15 protein-coding genes are annotated in these 16,003 nt (G+C 63.6%); 3 read left to right on the top strand and 12 right to left on the bottom strand.

From position 1 onward, the window contains the following. Nucleotides 1-94: 94 nt before the first annotated feature. The gene (locus ACSFDB_RS10295) at nucleotides 95-2,317 is read left to right on the top strand and encodes a PAS domain-containing sensor histidine kinase (RefSeq protein WP_440770901.1); all 2,223 of its coding nucleotides are present in this window, start codon (nucleotides 95-97) and stop codon (nucleotides 2,315-2,317) included. A gap of 64 nt (nucleotides 2,318-2,381) precedes the next feature. Then, complete coding sequence (locus ACSFDB_RS10300) at nucleotides 2,382-2,795, top strand: DUF5518 domain-containing protein (RefSeq protein ID WP_440770902.1); 414 nt, start codon at nucleotides 2,382-2,384, stop codon at nucleotides 2,793-2,795. A 131-nt stretch (nucleotides 2,796-2,926) separates the two neighbouring features. On the opposite strand, the gene ACSFDB_RS10305 is transcribed toward ACSFDB_RS10300, so the two are convergent. The 10 genes from ACSFDB_RS10305 to ACSFDB_RS10350 form a co-directional block, all read right to left on the bottom strand. Then, nucleotides 2,927-3,274 (bottom strand): four-helix bundle copper-binding protein, encoded by a 348-nt coding sequence (locus ACSFDB_RS10305; RefSeq protein ID WP_440770903.1) that lies wholly within the window; start codon nucleotides 3,272-3,274, stop codon nucleotides 2,927-2,929. Between the two features lie 294 nt (nucleotides 3,275-3,568). After that, nucleotides 3,569-6,196 (bottom strand): PQQ-dependent sugar dehydrogenase, encoded by a 2,628-nt coding sequence (locus ACSFDB_RS10310; RefSeq protein WP_440770904.1) that lies wholly within the window; start codon nucleotides 6,194-6,196, stop codon nucleotides 3,569-3,571. Between the two features lie 407 nt (nucleotides 6,197-6,603). After that, on the bottom strand, nucleotides 6,604-6,888 hold the full coding sequence (hisE, locus tag ACSFDB_RS10315) for a phosphoribosyl-ATP diphosphatase (RefSeq protein ID WP_090310956.1): 285 nt from the start codon (nucleotides 6,886-6,888) through the stop codon (nucleotides 6,604-6,606). Continuing rightward, a complete protein-coding gene (locus ACSFDB_RS10320) occupies nucleotides 6,889-7,356 on the bottom strand; it encodes a bifunctional nuclease family protein (protein WP_090310958.1) in 468 nt (155 codons plus the stop codon). An 82-nt stretch (nucleotides 7,357-7,438) separates the two neighbouring features. Next, nucleotides 7,439-7,771: a HalOD1 output domain-containing protein gene (locus ACSFDB_RS10325; RefSeq protein WP_440770905.1), complete on the bottom strand. Its 333-nt coding sequence runs from the start codon at nucleotides 7,769-7,771 to the stop codon at nucleotides 7,439-7,441. Nucleotides 7,772-7,817: 46 nt separating this feature from the next. Further along, on the bottom strand, nucleotides 7,818-8,960 hold the full coding sequence (locus ACSFDB_RS10330) for a bacterio-opsin activator domain-containing protein (RefSeq protein ID WP_440770906.1): 1,143 nt from the start codon (nucleotides 8,958-8,960) through the stop codon (nucleotides 7,818-7,820). A 278-nt stretch (nucleotides 8,961-9,238) separates the two neighbouring features. Beyond that, the gene (locus ACSFDB_RS10335) at nucleotides 9,239-10,204 is read right to left on the bottom strand and encodes an acetamidase/formamidase family protein (RefSeq protein WP_440770907.1); all 966 of its coding nucleotides are present in this window, start codon (nucleotides 10,202-10,204) and stop codon (nucleotides 9,239-9,241) included. An 82-nt stretch (nucleotides 10,205-10,286) separates the two neighbouring features. Then, the gene (pdxT, locus tag ACSFDB_RS10340) at nucleotides 10,287-10,916 is read right to left on the bottom strand and encodes a pyridoxal 5'-phosphate synthase glutaminase subunit PdxT (protein WP_440770908.1); all 630 of its coding nucleotides are present in this window, start codon (nucleotides 10,914-10,916) and stop codon (nucleotides 10,287-10,289) included. Nucleotides 10,917-10,960: 44 nt separating this feature from the next. After that, entirely contained in the window at nucleotides 10,961-11,818 is an 858-nt protein-coding gene (locus tag ACSFDB_RS10345; RefSeq protein ID WP_440770909.1) for a VOC family protein, read from the bottom strand. Between the two features lie 124 nt (nucleotides 11,819-11,942). Further along, complete coding sequence (locus ACSFDB_RS10350; protein ID WP_006089640.1) at nucleotides 11,943-12,104, bottom strand: preprotein translocase subunit Sec61beta; 162 nt, start codon at nucleotides 12,102-12,104, stop codon at nucleotides 11,943-11,945. Nucleotides 12,105-13,363: 1,259 nt separating this feature from the next. Between ACSFDB_RS10350 and ACSFDB_RS10355 the strand changes: the two genes are divergently transcribed. Continuing rightward, entirely contained in the window at nucleotides 13,364-14,116 is a 753-nt protein-coding gene (locus ACSFDB_RS10355; protein WP_440770910.1) for an IclR family transcriptional regulator, read from the top strand. 42 nt (nucleotides 14,117-14,158) lie between these two features. Here the strand turns inward: ACSFDB_RS10355 and ACSFDB_RS10360 are convergent, their stop codons facing one another. Together ACSFDB_RS10360 and ACSFDB_RS10365 are read right to left on the bottom strand one after the other, a co-directional pair. Then, the gene (locus tag ACSFDB_RS10360; RefSeq protein ID WP_440770911.1) at nucleotides 14,159-15,142 is read right to left on the bottom strand and encodes an LLM class flavin-dependent oxidoreductase; all 984 of its coding nucleotides are present in this window, start codon (nucleotides 15,140-15,142) and stop codon (nucleotides 14,159-14,161) included. Nucleotides 15,143-15,190: 48 nt separating this feature from the next. Then, nucleotides 15,191-15,979: an enoyl-CoA hydratase/isomerase family protein gene (locus ACSFDB_RS10365; protein ID WP_440770912.1), complete on the bottom strand. Its 789-nt coding sequence runs from the start codon at nucleotides 15,977-15,979 to the stop codon at nucleotides 15,191-15,193. Nucleotides 15,980-16,003: the final 24 nt, after the last annotated feature.

The following is a 16,003-nucleotide window of genomic DNA, read 5'->3' on the forward strand; positions in this document are numbered from 1 at the left end:
AGCACTAGATCCCCCGATCATAAAAGGCCGTTCGTTACGTGCCGGCGGCAATCGGCCGCGAGGATTATATCCCGCTCGGCTGTTTAGCTGATGCATGCACGTGTGTTGTTTCGTTTCCGGCGATCTCGAGGCGAGCGAGCGGATCCGCTCGCTCGAACGAGAGCGCCGTGAGGTGACGATCACCGTCGTGGATCTGTCTGACGGTGACGAGTGGACCCACACGGAATCGGTCGACTGCGTGCTCTGTCACGACAGCGTCGATGTAACAGCGATCGAGCGGATACGCTCGGAGCGGCCGGCCGTCCCCTTCGTTCACGTGATCGGCAGTCGCGGCGACGAGTTCGCGGACGACGTGATAGCCGAGTTGCGTCCCGTCGACGACTGGGTGGACGAGGACCGACTCGTCTCGTCGCCGTCGCTCGTCGTCGCTCGCCTCCGTCGAGCAGTCGAGCGCGCGGCGGAGCTGTCGACCGCGCGGGAACGGGCCAGTCACTTCTCCGGTCTCATCGAGAACGCATCGGATCTCTTTACAGTGCTCGACGAGAACGGTTTCGTCCAGTATCAGAGTCCGTCGATCAGCGACATTCTAGGCTACGAGCAGGACGAACTCGTCGGCGAGTACGCGTTCGACTACATCCATCCGGACGACACGAACCGCGCTGCTGAGGTGTTTTTCGACATCGTCACGTCCGAAACGAGTCGTGCCGGCCGCGCCGTGTTCCGGTTCCGACACGCGGACGGCTCCTGGATCTCGCTCGAGGCCGTCGGCCAGTCGCTCCCGACCGACACCCCCATCGGGTCGGACGGCGACGGCCGTGAGTTCGTCATCACCTCCCGAGACATCACGGAGATTCGAGAGACGACCGAGGAACTACGGAGCACGCGCGACCAGCTGCAGGTCATCCTCGACAACACGCCTGCGGTCGTCTACATGAAGGACCTCGAGCAGCGGTATCTCTACGTCAACCCGGCGTTCGAGCAGCTATTCGACCGGTCCCGCGACGAAATACTCGGGAAGCGATCGGAAGATATCCACCCGGCGGTCAACGTCGAGCAGATCAACGAGATGGATCACGAGGTACTTTCGCGGGGAGAGTCGAACAAGTACGTCGAAGATTTCCGTATCAAGGGCAAGCGCCGGGTCTTCTTCAACGTCCGAGCGCCGCTGTTCGACGCCGACGGTGATCCGTACGCGATCTACGGGATCGCCACCGAGATCACCGAACGCAAGGAACGCGAAGAGAGCATGCAGGCACTCGCCGAAGCCGGACCGCGGCTGCTCGAGTGCGAGACGATGGAGTCGGTCGGCTCGGTCGCCGTCTCCGTCGCGGAATCGGTGCTGAACCAGCCGATCACCGGCATCCTGACGCTCGACGAGCCGGAAGACGTGCTCCGGCCGCTCACGTTGACCGACGACGCGAGCGAGCTGTACGGCGAAATAGCGATCCCGCGCGGGTCGGGGATCGCCTGGCGAGTGTTCGACACGGGCGAACTGTACGCCTCGAGCGACGTCAGTTCCGACCCGGCGGTGTTGAATCTGGAAACCCTGATCGAGAGCGAGATCATCGTCCCGCTCGGCGAACACGGGGTCCTGATCGCGAGCGCAACCGAACCCCGCAACTTCGACGAGCACGACATCGAGTTCGCGACGATCCTGGGGGCGATGATTCAGGGGACGATCGACCGGGTCGACAGGGAGCAACAGCTTCAGACGAAAAACCAGCGGTTAGAGGAGTTCTCGAACGTCCTCGCACACGACCTCCGGAATCCACTCGCCGTCGCGAAGGGGTACACCGACCTCACGCGCGAGACCGGCGACCTGGAGTACCTCGCTGACGTCGAAGAAGGCGTCGAACGGGCGCTGTCGATCATGGACGGGTTGCTCGCGCTCGCACGAACTGGCCAGGGAGTCAGCGAGTTCGAATCGGCCCCGCTCAAGCAGCTGGCCAGCGAGGCGTGGTCGTCGATCAAGACGCGCGACGCGACGCTACGGGTCGAGTCCGATCGGACGATCACCGCCGATCTGGGCTGGCTCCAACAGCTGTTCGAGAACGTGTTCCGAAACGCGATCGAGCACGGCGGGTCGGACGTCTCCGTTCGCGTCGGCGCGATCGACGGTGGCATCTACATCGCCGACGACGGTCCCGGGATCGACCCCGAGCAGCGAGAGCGGTTGCTCAAGGGCGACAGCTCCGGCGCTGACGTCAGATTCGGCTTCAAGATCATCCGGGACGTCATCGACGCGCACGGCTGGAATCTCTCGATCGAGGAGAGCGAAGAGGGCGGTGCGAGGTTCGAAATCGTCGGCCTTCGATGAGGGCGCGATGTCGCCAGCTACCTCCGGCCAACAGTATATCCCCGCTGCTCGCGTACGTTCGGCTATGACGAATTGGCGTGCAGTTCTCGTCGGCTTCCTCGTCGCGACCGTGCTCGGACTGTTCGGGCTTGCCCTGCCCGGATTGGGCCAGCTCGCCGCGGGACTGATCGGTGGCTTCGTCGCCGGCTACATGGCCGGCGGCGGCCTCGGGCGCGGCTTCTGGCACGGATTGCTCGCGGGTGCCCTCGGCGGCATCGTCGGGGGTCTGTTGATCGCTCTGGTCGTCGGCGTCGCCGGCTGGGCGGGCGGTCCTATCGGTGGCGCGATTACCGGGATCGCCGGCCTCGGGATCTTCGCGATCGCCGTGCTCGTCTCGTTCATTATGGCGATCGAGAGCGCCATCGCGGGGGCGGTCGGTGGTGTACTCAACCCCGACCGTCCCGACCGACCCGGTCGCGGCGGACGGAACACGTACTGATCTCGGAGAAACGAGCGTCGATGGCCGACGGTTCGAGCCGCTACGGTGTCCCAAATCGTCTCGAGTGCGCGCCCTTCCTACGTTTGGACGCTCCACCGACCTGCACTGCGACCGGTGGGGGAGACTGCGGCTCAGGCCGACGCCATTTCGCGACAGCTCTCGGCACAGTTCGGTAGAATCTCCGCGCAGGCCTGACAGTGGTCGTGATCGTGCTGTTCGCACTCCTCAGCACACTCCTCACAGAGGTCCGCACAGAGTTCGCCCAGTTCCTCGTGGTAGCCCGAGTTGCGAGCCATGAACCGCGCGTGTAGTGAAGCGATATCCGCCACGTCCCGACAGAGGCGGATGCAGCGGGCCATCCCTTCACCCTCTTCCGCGCAGGCGTCGGCACACCACTCACAGACCTGGGCCGCCTCGAGGCAGTTGTCGATACACTCCTGCATGTGGTCGTCCGCGTGCTCGAGCTGTTGGAGCGCCATCACGCAGTTCGGCACCGAAGAGATACATCAAGATGTGACGAGCGACTGCAAGGAGCGCAGACGGAGACTCCAGCAGGAACGAGCGGACGATATCAGCAGCCGTCGACGGTCGTCTCGAGTGCAATCCGAGCGGGTTCCGAACACCTGTAGCTCGACGCGGTCTTCGCTGCTGCGAGCGAACTCGCGTGTATGGTCGCCGCTGCGAGCCGTCTCGTTCCGGTGTGTGATCGTTCGCACGTGCCCGGCCGCGTGTTCGAGGGCACTCGAAAACCGACCGCGCTGAACCCGTTGCGGTCAGTCGTCGGCTTCCTGTGGCTCTGGGTCTGCTTCGTCGTCGGGTACCGCTTCGTCCGCTTCGGGTTCATCCGGCGCTTCTTCCTCGGGCGTCTCGTCGTCCTCGTCTTCGGGCAACTCCTCGTCCTCTTCTGCAACGTCGTCCGGCGTTTCCTCCTCGGGATCGTCTTCGTCCATCGCTTCTTCGTCGACGACGAACGGATCCTCGGGTTCGGGTATCTCGTCGCCCTCTCCCGCCGGCACGATTCGGTAGATCTCGCCCGTCTCGGGGTCCGGTCGGAAGTCGGTGTTCGCGAGGACGTACAGTTCGCCGTTCTCGTCGCGTTCGACGCCGTAGACGTACCGGTTGAGCGACCCGTCGTCGGCGCCCTCGAACTGTAGTTCCTCGAGTTCCCACCGTTCGTCGACTTCGACGAGGTCGTCCTCGTCGTCCTCGTCTTCTAGTTCTTCTTCCTCTTCTTCCTCTTCTTCCAGTTCTTCCTCCTCCGCTTCATCGAGTTCGTCTTCCGCTTCGTCCTCCTCCTCGTCTTCGTCCTGAATCCAGCTGTCTTCCTCGGTCTCCGCTGCGTCGTCGTCCTCGAGCTCCTCCTCGTCTTCGTCGTCTTCGTCGTCGCCGTTCGGATCGACCGCTACTAACACCTCGCCGTCCGCGTCGGCGACGCCCTGGCTGCTCCAGTTGCCGAAGACGAAGTCGCCCTCGAGTTCGGGGATCGCCTCGCCCGCGTAGCGGTGGCCGCCGACCACGACCGAGCTGTCGATGAACGCCTCGGAGATCCGCGCGTGTTGGTACTCCGCGATCGGATCGAGGAGCGGTTCGCCGTCTCGAGCGTCGCTGACGTCACCGTCGACCTCGTCGGGACACTCGTCGGCCGCCTCGAGCGGCGAGTCCGGGCTAAAGCAGAACGAGCCCTCCTTGACGTTCCAGCTGTAGTTGCCGCCCTCTTCGACGGCGTAGACGGATTCGATGGCGTGCTGGCCGGCGTCGGAGACGAACACCTGCCCATCGTCGTCGATCGACATCCCCCAGGGGTTCCGGAAGCCCCAGGCCCAGTAGGAGTCGATGTCTTCGTCCGAGTCGACGAGCGGGTTGTCCTCCGGAATGCCGTACTCGCCGTACTCCTGGTCGTCCTCCTCATCGACGTCGATGCGGTGGATCCCGCCGTGTAAATTCTCTTCCGTATCTTGGCCGTTGCCGCCCTCGTTCTCGTCGTACCAATCTTCGACGTGGCCGACGCCGATGTCGTGGACGTTGCCGCCGTCTCCGAGCGAGACGTAGAGGTAGCCGTCAGGGCCGAAGGCGAGGCGGCCGCCGTTGTGGTTGTCCTGTGGCTGCGGGATCTCCATGATCGTCCGCTCGGAGTCCGGATCGACGCCCGTCAGGTCCTCTTCGGCCTGGAACTCCGCGACGACCGCGGTGTGGTTGTAGCCGAGTCCGTGGCGTTCCGGCGCGCTGTAGTAGACGTAGAACAGTTGGTTCTCCTCGAACTCGGGGTGGAACGCGAGCCCCAGCAAGCCGCGCTCGTCGTAGCCGCCGAGTTCGCCGATGCCGAGGCTGACCAGCTGATCCTCGATGTCGAGAAAGAGGTCCATGTCGGCGGGGGTCAGCGAGTCGGCGTCCTCGACTGCCTCTTCTTCCTCGTCGTCCGCCGGCTCGACCTGAACGGCGCCGACCATCGTCCCGGGGTGGACCTCACAGAGGTACCGGTCCATCTCCTCGGTCGCTTCGAACTCGAGGGTCTGGCTTTCGCCCGCCTCCTGGACGATCTCCGTTCGCTCGAGGATCTCGTCGTTGGCGTCGAGGATGACGACGTTGTGTGGCTGGCCGTCGCCGTTTTCCCAGGTGAACTGGTAGGTCTCTCCCGCGGTCAACTCGAGCGTCGGGTTCTCTTCGCCGTCGATTTCCTCCGGTTCCATACCGAACCAGGCCGGGATGACGCCGTTGAAGACGAACTCCTGTGGCTCGTCCGGATCGTCCGCCACTTCCTCGTCCGGCTCCGGTTCGACCTCCTCGTCTGCGTCTTCCTCGACCTCCTCGTCCGGCTCCGGTTCGACGGGGTCGTCGACGTCGTCCTCGTCGTCGACTTCGACCGGCTCGTCGGGGTCGTCTTCCTCCTGAATCAGACTGCCCTCCTCGGGTTCGACAGGGTCGTCCTCGTCGGCTTCAGCTGGCTCCCCTTCGACGTCTTCCTCGTCGAGTTCGTCTTCGGCGACTTCGTCCTCTCCGATCGGTTCGTCTTCTACTGCTTCTTCCTCGAGTTCCTCATCGACGTCTTCCGGCTGCTCGTCGACGTTGGTGACGAACACCTGTCCCGTCTGCGTGACGATGACGTGGTAGACATCGCCGTCTACCTCGACGTAATCGAAGTCGGTCGGCGCGGGCAAATTCTCCGCAACCAGTTGGAGGCCGACGGTCTCCCCCGCAGGGAACTCGCCGGCGACGGGGATGTCCTCGAAGTCGGCCGCTTCGGCCTCCTCCTCGTCTGGATCTTCCTCGTCCTGTGCGCTCGCGACGCCGCCGAGTGCGGCCGCCGACCCCGTCGCTGCGAGGGCGCGAAGGATCGTTCGTCGCGATTGGCGCCCGATTCCGGTGCTCTGAATGTCGGGTATCGTCTCGTTCGGTTGGCTCATAGTGTCTCACTCGTGAGTCGATTGGACGATGGAGTGTGGTCCTCCCCCACCACACGGTGACGCTCCCGCGCGTACGCAGATTTGGCGGGATCGACCCGCCATTACCGTGTGACTCGCCCTTCCGTGTCTGTGCTACACAGTCGCATAAATCGGACAAACCGTTCCACGGACAATCTCGCTCTGGCCGTCCGTTTCACGTCCTAACCTCGAATTGGGGCGCCCCCGTCCGCGAGCGTTGCCTCGCCGACGGCGCCCGCAGACGTGCGTCGCTCGACGCCGACTCCGTGACAATCGCTCCCAAAAACAGCAGCGTTGCTCCGTGTCATCGTCGTCCGATTCGTAATTCCCGCGTTAGCGTCGCACGGTCGCGCCGTCATTTCATCGAACGCCTGCTCGAGTCGTCCGCTTCAGCGCCGCGCCTCGAGTTCCGCCTCGAGATCCTCCAGCTCCATTTCCTTCATCGAGAGCAACACGAGCAGGTGGTAGACGATGTCGGCGGCCTCGTAGGCGATCTCGTCGTGATCGTCGTCTTTGGCTGCCAACACCAGTTCGGTCGTCTCCTCGCCGAGTTTCTCGAGCACCGCGTTCTCGCCTTTCTCGTGTGTGAACAGCGAGGCGGTGTAGGACTCCTCCGGTAGCGTCTCCTTTCGGTCCTCGATCACGGCGAACAGCGCTTCGAGCGTCTGGTCCATCTACATCTCACCCGACATGCTGCGGATGTCTTCTAGCTGCTCGAACTTTTGGCTATCGTCTCGGCCGTCCTCGAAGACGGCGTCGGTGATCTCGATGGGAGCGTTCGTCCGGGCTGCGAGCGCGAGCGAATCGCTCGGTCGGGCGTCGACGACGGTTTCGCCCCGCGCCGTCTCGAGGTGGAGATCGGCGATGTAGGTGCCGCCCTGCCCGTCCTCGCGCGCTTTGATCTCGCTGACGACGACGCGGTCGATCCGGCTCCCCAGCTCTTCCATGACGTCGAGCAGGAGGTCGTGTGTGAGTGGACGGCCGATATCCTCGGCCTCGAGGCCGCGAGCGATGCTCGTCGCCTCGTTGAAGCCGATGAAGATCGGAACGACGTCGTCTTCGCCGTCGACCTCGAGGACGACCACTGGCACCGGTCCCTGTGGAGTCCCCGCGACACGAACCGCGTCGATGGATGCCTGCATACCGATACCCTTGCGAGCGAGCGAGAAAACATGTCCGGTCGCGAATGCATGCAGCTGTATCGTCGCCGTCGAGACGATCGGTTCAGTTCGTCGGCGGTTCGACGACGACGCGTCCGTCGTTCGATACGGTCACTTGACAGCGCTCGTAGGCGAAGGTGATATCGATGGGGCGGTCTCGAGTCGATCGCAGGAGGGTCCCGAGCGCTTCGGGGTCGACCGTCTCGTACAGCGCAGTCATAGCGGTCGGATCGCGGTTCGTAACCGCACCCACGGTTTCGACGACTGCGCCGAGTACCGTCTCGGAATCGATATCGAACTCCCTGTGGAACGTTCCCGTCGTGGGATCGTAGCCGGTACTGTCGTCACCGATCGGTTGGAACTGGGTGGAATCGGTGTGACCCGTGTTCTCGTTCATTATCGCTACTAAAACGGACATCAGCCTAAGAGGAGGTGCTGACCAGTCAGCGTGCGTCCGCGCCGGACTTCTCGAAGAGGTGACGGAAGACGGTCCGCTGTGCCTTGCGAAGGTGTTGGTTGAAGGTCTGTCGCGTGACGCCGAACCGATTCGCGAGCTCGTCGCCGGTACTGGCTCGCGGCGAATCGAAGTAGCCGCCGAAGTAGGCGGCGTCGAGCGCGGCTAACTGTCGATCGGTGAGCGCATCGGCGACGACGTCGTAGAGGAGATGCGGCGAGTAGACGAGCTTTTCGGACACCAGTTCGACCTCGGGATGGAACTCCCGAATGCCGTCCGCGGCCAGACGGGGATCGACGTCACCGGGAAGTTCGCCGCGGAACCGGACCTCGTCCGGACTGACGATGATCGTGCGGGCCTGACCGCCAAGGGACTGGAAGACGTGGGAGACCGTCGTCGATTCAGCGTGAGCTTCGATGCGACTGTAGCCGTCAATCGAACTGAGCAGCCGCGCGTCGAGATAGTGGGGGACCTCTTCGACGGCGGTAACGAAGTTGCTTGCAGAGAGGTCCGACGTTCCCATATACTGGACGGTGGTCCCGTCCGGTAGCGAAACGATGGAATCGATTTCGATCCGCGTTTCGCCGCCGTCGATACGGAGGGAGGGGGGCACTGCCGCCTGCGCCGCGCGAAACTCGAGCTGTCTGACGTGATCGCTGGTTAACCGCTTCTCGCGGCGTTTCAACGCCGTCACGTCCTCGAACGCGACGACGACGTACTCGACTTCCCCCTCGTCGTCCAGGACGGGTGACGTGCTGCTCGAGAACCATCGCTCGGAGCCGTCCGAGAGCTCGATCCAGTGTTCGAATCCGTACACCGGTTCACCCGACTCGAAGGTACGCGTGACGGGGTGGTCGTCCACGGTGATCGGCGCTCCATCGTCGTCGTAGATATTCCACTCGGACGGATCGTACGGGCGGCCGGTGAGCCGTTCGTTCGAGAGGGCGAGCGTCTCAGAGGCCCGCTCGTTTGCGAAGACGATAGTTCCCACCGAGTCGATCACGATGGTGCTAATTGGGCTCGAATCGAATACTCGCTCCGCGAGGTCCTCGGAGGGCGTATCTCGGAACGCGGATTCACCACCGTCAGCTGAGTCGTCGTCGTGAACGGTCTCCGTCGGCGAATCCGTCATTGTGTTATCACCCGCTCGACACTCCGTCGGCTCACCTCGAGGCGGTCGCATTGCTCGTCGTACCATCCATCGCGTCGGTAGCCGGGTGCCGATCGTCGTCCGAGTACACCGCGGCGATCGATCGACGCCCCGACGGATCGGTACCGGGTCATACCACTACTACGGTGTCGACGGGTAAATGCGTACCACTGGTACGCTAGCCGGACGGAGTTGGCCGCGCCGTCTTGGCTGGGTTCGACGGACCGTCGAACGGGGCCGCCGCTCCCTATCGTCGACCGCTACTCCTCTGGGAAGATACTCTGCGGGAGGTACGCGGAGACGACCCAGTTCGGGGCGTTGACCGCTTCGTTGATCTTCAGGTCGACGGCCGCCGAACACAGGATGTAGGCCTCGTTCCGGTCGAGTCCGCGTTCCTCTTGGAGATGGTCGATCATGGATCGAACGGCCGCTCTGCTCGCCTCCATCAGGTCGTCGCCGATCCCCGTCGTTCCGTACATCCGCTCGTCTCGACCGGTCGGGGTGAACGGGCCCGTAGTTTCGAACTGCGGTTGCTCGATGGATAGATCCGACCGCAGGTCGAACCGGCAGGTAACGGTCATCGGCGCCTCGATACCGGTCCCACAGACCTCGCCGTCGCCCTGAGCGGCGTGGCAGTCGCCGATGCTGAACAGCGCGTTGTCGACCGCGACGGGGAGGTAAACCGTCGACCCCGCCGTCAGCTGTTTGATGTCCATGTTCCCGCCGACCGACCGCGGCGGGAACGTCTCGTGGCTCCCGTCCTCGTCGGGGGCGACGCCGACGACACCGGGGAACGGATCCAACGGGACCTCGATTCCGTCGACGAACTGTGCGACGCCGTCCTCGAGATCCCAGACGTGGAGGTCCGGTTCGGGGAACTCGTCCGACAGGAGTCCGAGCTCCGCTTCGCCCGGAAGGATCACCGAGTGGCCCCAGCCCTCGTGTTCGAGGTCGAGCAGTTCGACCTCGAGGACGTCGCCCGGCTGGGCACCCTCGACCGCGACCGGCCCGGTCAGCGCGTGGACGCGGCTGACGTCGAGGTCGGCGAGGTCGGCGACCGTCGAGTCGGGACCGAGCTGTCCGTCGGTCGAGTCTCTGCACGTAAACTGGACAACATCGCCGGATTCGATCGTCCGTACCGGCTCCAGACTGTTGTCCCACATGCTGTGGACGGTATCGTCGTCGGGGCGTATCTCGTGATCTACCGCGTCGGGTTCGCTCGCCATTGCTGGTGCACTCAACGTAGTGCCGGGAAATAAAGTCTTGATCCATCGTCGCTTCAGTCCGACTGTTCGCGGTCGACCCGCCCTACCGCCCGCGCTCGACGCGCGGAACCGCCGCGTCGGCGTTCTCGAAGAAGGCGAGCCCGTGGATCCGACTGTCGGGAGTCAGTTCGGGGTGGAACGCGGTTCCGACGACCGATCCTTGCTTGACGGCGACCGGCCGTCCGTCCCACGCGGCGAGTACTTCGGCGTTCCCGTCGCCGACGTCGTCGATAGCCGGTGCGCGGATGAACACCGCCGGATACGGCTCGTCGTCGGCCAGCCCGTCGACCGCGAGCGGGGCCTCGAAGCTGTCTCGCTGACGGCCGAAGGCGTTGCGCTCGACGCTCACGTCGATCAGTCCGAGTTCGTCGACCCGGTCGTCCCCCGCGTCGCTCGAGGCGACGATTAGGCCCGCACACGTCGCGAGCAGCGGTTTGCCGGCGGCGACGTGATCTCGAATCTCGGGGGCGATCCCCTCGCTGTGGAGCAGTCGGGAGATGGTCGTCGACTCGCCGCCCGGCATCGCGAGCAGGTCGCAGTCGGGGACGACTCCCGAGTCGCGGATCTCGCGGACGGTAACCTCTCGGTTGTGGGCCTGCGCCGCGCGTTCGATGGCGGCCGCGTGCTCTTCGACGTCGCCCTGAACGGCGACGACCCCAGCGATCAGTGACATGCTCCGCCCTATGGAGGGGGCCGTCAAAAAGGTCGCGTCACCGGCTACGATTCGGCGACGAGGCGAATGGTGATCCCATCGGGGTCAGCGATCTCGAAGCCCTCGTCGCGGTCGGTGACGGAAACGCCGCGGTCCTCGAGTCGTCGACGGACCGTCTCGAGGGCGTCCCTCGAGGGCACGACGAGTTCGAACCACGCGAGTCCACGGTGGGCCGCCGTCTGCGGGGCCGACCGGCGGTTCCAGGTGTTCAGGCCCAGGTGGTGGTGGTAGCCACCTGCGGCGAGAAACAGTGCCGACGGTACCGTATCCATCACGTCGAACCCCAGGGTATCCACGTAGAACTCGCGGGCGTCCTCGAGCGACGATACCTCGAGGTGGACGTGTCCGAGCGAGGTCTCCGCGGGAGCAGTCGATACCGACTCGTCGCTCGCCGCGGCCGCGAGGTCGGCGAGGTCGAGCGGCCACGAGCCGATCTTGAGGCTCCCGTCGTCGTCTCGCGGCCAGTCCTCCCGCGCTCGGTCCCGGTAGATTTCGACCCCGTTTCCCTCCGGATCGGTACAGTAGAGCGCCTCGCTGACGCCGTGGTCGGACGCCCCGGTCAGCTCCCAGCCGCTCCGAATCCGCGCGAGCGCATCCCCCAGCGCCGTACGACTGGGTACCTTGAACGCGTTGTGGAAGAGTCCGGTCGCGTCCTCGGGGCGAGGACGTGCCGCCGGATCGTGGCGAACCTCGAGCAGCGACCTGCCGTCGACGCCGAGCGACGTCGTCGACGCCTCTCGCGTCAGTTGTTCGAGTCCGACAATATCCCGATAGAAGTCGATCACCGCCGACTCGTTGCCGACGGTCAGTGCCGTCCGACCGATCCGGCTCGAGTCCGGTAGAAGCCCGGTATCGTCGTTCATACGTCCGATACGCACCGATTGTTTATAGGCGGTGTGACCGATGCTATCTCTCGGTCGACAGTGTAGAATCGTCGAGATGTCACTGGGCGGCCTCGAACGTCATGTGAGAAGCCGGGCCAGTCGATTACGCGACGAACGTCAGCAACTGGATCAGCACACCGATCATCACGCCGGTCGCGATGACCGTCTTCGGATCGATCTGGATCGCGTTCGAGTCCTCTGCGTCGAAGTACCGAACGAGTCCGGCACTGGACATCAGTCCGCCAGTGTTCTGTCCTTTATCCATACCTGATACTACGAGCGGACGGAACTAAATCTTTCGTCCGCTAGCTGGTCTGTCCGTGATGGCTCTCGCCAACGTCCCTCGGCCGTCGATTCGTTCGTCGCCCTCGTTTTCAGTGTCAGATCGTCGCCCGAGTCGCCGGGATGCCGATATACTATTAAACTTTTATAGAGTTTTTAATAGAGTTAGAAGCGTTTATATTCTTATACAACGGTCACGCTGTGTACGCGGCTTCTCGAGATGGTTCCAAATCGCCTTCAGTACGTGCTCGTGTTTCAGGCCCCGAATGCCGTTACTTCTCCGTAAGAAGCCTGTACTGGCTGCGGGAGCGTGTTTGATAGTAATATACAAGATAATTGGGCCAAAGGGACCACAGATAATGCAATAACCCCACATTATACGCCCGAATGTGAGACATTATAGTTTTCTTCCCCATATTACGTTTGATCGACATGCACTTCGCAGAAGTGTGTATATTGACATATCAGGACGTATAATAAATTTGTATAAGTTTTAATATCTTGGTGTAGTACCCCGTCAGTGGACCTACCGCTTGGTCCGGCACCCGACATCACTCCGGTAGAACAGAATGTGCAAACACTGGTCTCTCGAGGGAGTTGTTTCCAGTCAGCCAACGATGTTTGGTCGGCTCTGTTCTCTACTCAACCCCACAGTGGATTACGAATGTACGTCTGTAAAGAGCCGTCGTTGTCTCGTTCCGCTGCCATTAGGCACCTTGCGCGACACAGCATCAGTTCCGAGCGAGTCGGAATGTGTCTAAGATCGAAAGCCGGTTCGAAGGCTGCTCTCTATGGGTTATTCTCCAGTTCAGGTCGCATTCGACGTGAAACGTGTTCCGACTCCTCCGGAACCACTTTGAGAGGTGTTGACGTAGCCCTCTTCGGGATGTACTGGTAGCACAGTCGGGCTATTCCCTCGTACAGCCATGCTCAGGGTCTCGATCGGAATCCCCGGCTTTCGTTCCGAACGAACGAGTATCTAATAATATGGTGTTAATATAATATACCCAGTGGAAGGGGATCCGACTCTTTCGAAACAGCCGTTTACACCATCGTTCTCTGCTAGCACTTCACATTCACGACAATCTCTGCTTTCTGGCCTACCACTGGAGTATTCCCGCTGGTCTGACGCGATTGTCTTCGTTTCTCGTGCCGTCGGCAACGAATCGATCCGCAGTCTGCTCGAAAACGTATCCGGTAGAGTCGAAAGACTTCTGTGGGTGGCGGTAGAGGTCGTTCAGTATGGGACGGACATCAAATCGGTCGGTCGAACGGGCGTTCGCACTCGTCGACGAACTCGCGGAGAACGGTGGGGGGAGAGTCTCCGAACTCGCTGAGCGCGTCGAGATGCCGGTGAGTACGGCTCACGATCACCTGCAGACGTTGGTCGAGACGGGCTACGTGCGGATGGAGGACAAGGAGTACCAGACGACGACGCGGTTTCTGGAGGTCGGTCACCGGCAGCGACACCGGCTGGAGGTGTTCAAGGCCGTTCGCGACGAACTCGAGACCGTCGCCGAAGAGACCGGCGAACACGCGACGCTCTTCGTCGAGGAGGCGGATCAGGCGGTCATCCTCGCCGTTCAGGAGGGATCGGACGCGGTCAACCTGTTCGCGTATCCGGGCGCGCGAATGCCGCTGCACGCGGTAGCGCCGGGGAAGGCGATGCTCGCCTCCATGCCGACCGACCGCGTCGAATCGATCATCGATCGACAGGGACTGGTCGAACTGACCTCCCGGACGATCACCGATCCGGACGTTCTGTTCGACCAGCTCGAGGCGATCCGCGGACAGGGGTACGCGGTCGACGAGGGCGAGCGAATCGCGGGCATGGTCTGTATCGCCGCACCGATCTTTGATAAGAACGATCGAGTGCGGGGGGCGATCTGCGTTTGCGGACCCCAGAGCCGGATCGACGAGACGCGCCGGAACGAGATCGCGGACGTCGTCCAGCGGGCGGCGAACGTGACGCAAGTGAACTTGGATTACGTGTGAGGGCGGCTCGACCGTCACCGACCGTTCCCGCCGTTTGATTGATTACGAGTCCGAAACCGGTGCGAGCGCCTCGATCGTGCCCTCGGCGAGATCGTCGGCGGCCTGCTCTGGAATCGTCAACAGCGGCCGATCGATGGCAGTCTCGGCGACGAGTTCGCGGAGCCGTTCGCGAGCGTCCGACGGCGTCCCGGCGACGCCAAGATCGTCGACCATCTCGTCCGTCACGAGTCCGGCGGCCTCCCCGCGGTCGCCGGCTCCCCACGCCTCGGCGATGCGGTCGGCCCGGTCGGGGAATCGGGTCCCGACCGCGTTCCGGTAGCCGTCCGCGCTCCCGGCGTAGTAAGCGATGTGTCCGCGAACGGCGTCGTAGGCCTCCTCGGCGTCGTCGCTGACGGCGGCGGGGACGTACGGTGCGATCGTGATCTCGTCCGGATCGCGACCGCTCTCGCGCGCCGTTTCCTCGACGACCTCGAACGCCTCGTCGAGCGCCGAGAACGGGATGTTGTGCGGCATCCAGCCGTCGCAGAGCCGGCCGACGACCCGCCGGTTCGCCGGCCCAAGCGCCGCGTGGTAGATCGGTACGTCCCTGTCGATGGGCGGGACGCCGCTCACCTCGAGCAGTTCGCCCTCGTACTCGACGGGTTCGTCACCGGTCAGAATGTCCTGTATGATTTCGATGGTCTCGTGCGAGCGGCGAACGGGGCGCTCGAACGGCATGCCGTGGACGTTCTCGACGGCCGTTGGCGTGCTCGTCCCGACGCCGAAGGAGGCTCGTCCGTCCGACACGTCGTCGAGCGTCGCCGCCGTCATGGCGAGGACGGCCGGCGTCCGCGAGAAGACGTTCACGATCGCCGTCCCGATTTCGACGCTGTCGGTGCGGGCGGCGATCTCCGAGAGTTTGACGACGGAGCTCGTTCCCCAGAGTTCGCCCATCCAGACGGAGTCGTACCCCTGCGCTTCCGCGTCGATCGCGAGGTCGGTCGGGTCGTGTGCGCCGGTTCGCGGGATTACCAGGCCGAGATGCATACCCTCCTGTTTGCGACTCCGTGTCATAAATCATTCCGCGGCGCGAACCTATCGACCGACGAACTCGGGATCGCCGTCGCCGAAGAAGGCGCCGATTCCTCGCTCGTAGTCTTCCGTCCGCGTCGCGCCCGCGATGGCGTCCGCCTCCGCGGACAGCTGAGACTCGAGGCTCCGCTCGTAGCTGTCGGTCAGCAGCCGCGTCGTCGCTCCGAGGGCCTGAGTCGGGCCGGAGGCGATATCAGTGGCGACGGCCTCGAGTCGATCCTCGAACTCGTCGCTGGGGACGGCTTCGGTCGCGAGTCCCATCTCGACGGCCTCGTTCGGTGCAATCGGCTCGTCTCGAAGGACGATCTCCTTTGCGGTTCGAAGCCCGACGAGTCGCGGCAGGAAGAAGGTGGCTCCGCCGTCGCCGGTCAATCCGATTCCCGGATAGGCGAACTTGAGGGTCGCTTCCTCGCCGAGGACGACCAAGTCGGGCATGAGCGTGAGGCTGAAGCCGATTCCGGCCGCGACGCCGTCGATGCCGCCGACGACCGGCGTCTCGGTCCGGTGGAACTGGACGATCGCCTCGTGGGCGCGGCCGGCCAGTTCGCGGAGCAGCGGCGCGTCGGACTCGTCGCCGGAGAACTGGGAGAGATCGGCGCCCGCGCCGAAGAAGTCGCCCTCGTGAGTCAGCACGATACACCGAACGTCCGCGTCCTCGCCCAGCGTCGTCGCCGCCGAGACCAGTTCGTTCGCCATCTCGAGCGTCAGCGCGTTCCGGCCGGCTGCGCTGTCGAGCGTCACCGTCGCCACGCCGTCGGTCCGATCGACGAGCAGGTTGTCGTAGTCGTCCATGTGTGCGGCCGGTTCGACACGATT

Source organism: Natronorubrum amylolyticum (assembly GCF_052040145.1).
GTDB lineage: Archaea > Halobacteriota > Halobacteria > Halobacteriales > Natrialbaceae > Natronorubrum.

Bases quoted from the DNA above. Each gene is read 5' to 3' on its own strand.
- hisE (WP_090310956.1), bottom strand. From the start codon at position 6,888: ATGGACCAGACGCTCGAAGCGCTGTTCGCCGTGATCGAGGACCGAAAG.
- ACSFDB_RS10325 (WP_440770905.1), bottom strand. From the start codon at position 7,771: ATGAACGAGAACACGGGTCACACCGATTCCACCCAGTTCCAACCGATC.
- pdxT (WP_440770908.1), bottom strand. From the start codon at position 10,916: ATGTCACTGATCGCTGGGGTCGTCGCCGTTCAGGGCGACGTCGAAGAG.
- ACSFDB_RS10365 (WP_440770912.1), bottom strand. From the start codon at position 15,979: ATGGACGACTACGACAACCTGCTCGTCGATCGGACCGACGGCGTGGCG.
- ACSFDB_RS10305 (WP_440770903.1), bottom strand. From the start codon at position 3,274: ATGGCGCTCCAACAGCTCGAGCACGCGGACGACCACATGCAGGAGTGT.
- ACSFDB_RS10355 (WP_440770910.1), top strand. From the start codon at position 13,364: ATGGGACGGACATCAAATCGGTCGGTCGAACGGGCGTTCGCACTCGTC.
- ACSFDB_RS10360 (WP_440770911.1), bottom strand. From the start codon at position 15,142: ATGCATCTCGGCCTGGTAATCCCGCGAACCGGCGCACACGACCCGACC.
- ACSFDB_RS10335 (WP_440770907.1), bottom strand. From the start codon at position 10,204: ATGGCGAGCGAACCCGACGCGGTAGATCACGAGATACGCCCCGACGAC.
- ACSFDB_RS10330 (WP_440770906.1), bottom strand. From the start codon at position 8,960: ATGACGGATTCGCCGACGGAGACCGTTCACGACGACGACTCAGCTGAC.
- ACSFDB_RS10300 (WP_440770902.1), top strand. From the start codon at position 2,382: ATGACGAATTGGCGTGCAGTTCTCGTCGGCTTCCTCGTCGCGACCGTG.
- ACSFDB_RS10345 (WP_440770909.1), bottom strand. From the start codon at position 11,818: ATGAACGACGATACCGGGCTTCTACCGGACTCGAGCCGGATCGGTCGG.
- ACSFDB_RS10310 (WP_440770904.1), bottom strand. From the start codon at position 6,196: ATGAGCCAACCGAACGAGACGATACCCGACATTCAGAGCACCGGAATC.
- ACSFDB_RS10295 (WP_440770901.1), top strand. From the start codon at position 95: ATGCACGTGTGTTGTTTCGTTTCCGGCGATCTCGAGGCGAGCGAGCGG.
- ACSFDB_RS10350 (WP_006089640.1), bottom strand. From the start codon at position 12,104: ATGGATAAAGGACAGAACACTGGCGGACTGATGTCCAGTGCCGGACTC.
- ACSFDB_RS10320 (WP_090310958.1), bottom strand. From the start codon at position 7,356: ATGCAGGCATCCATCGACGCGGTTCGTGTCGCGGGGACTCCACAGGGA.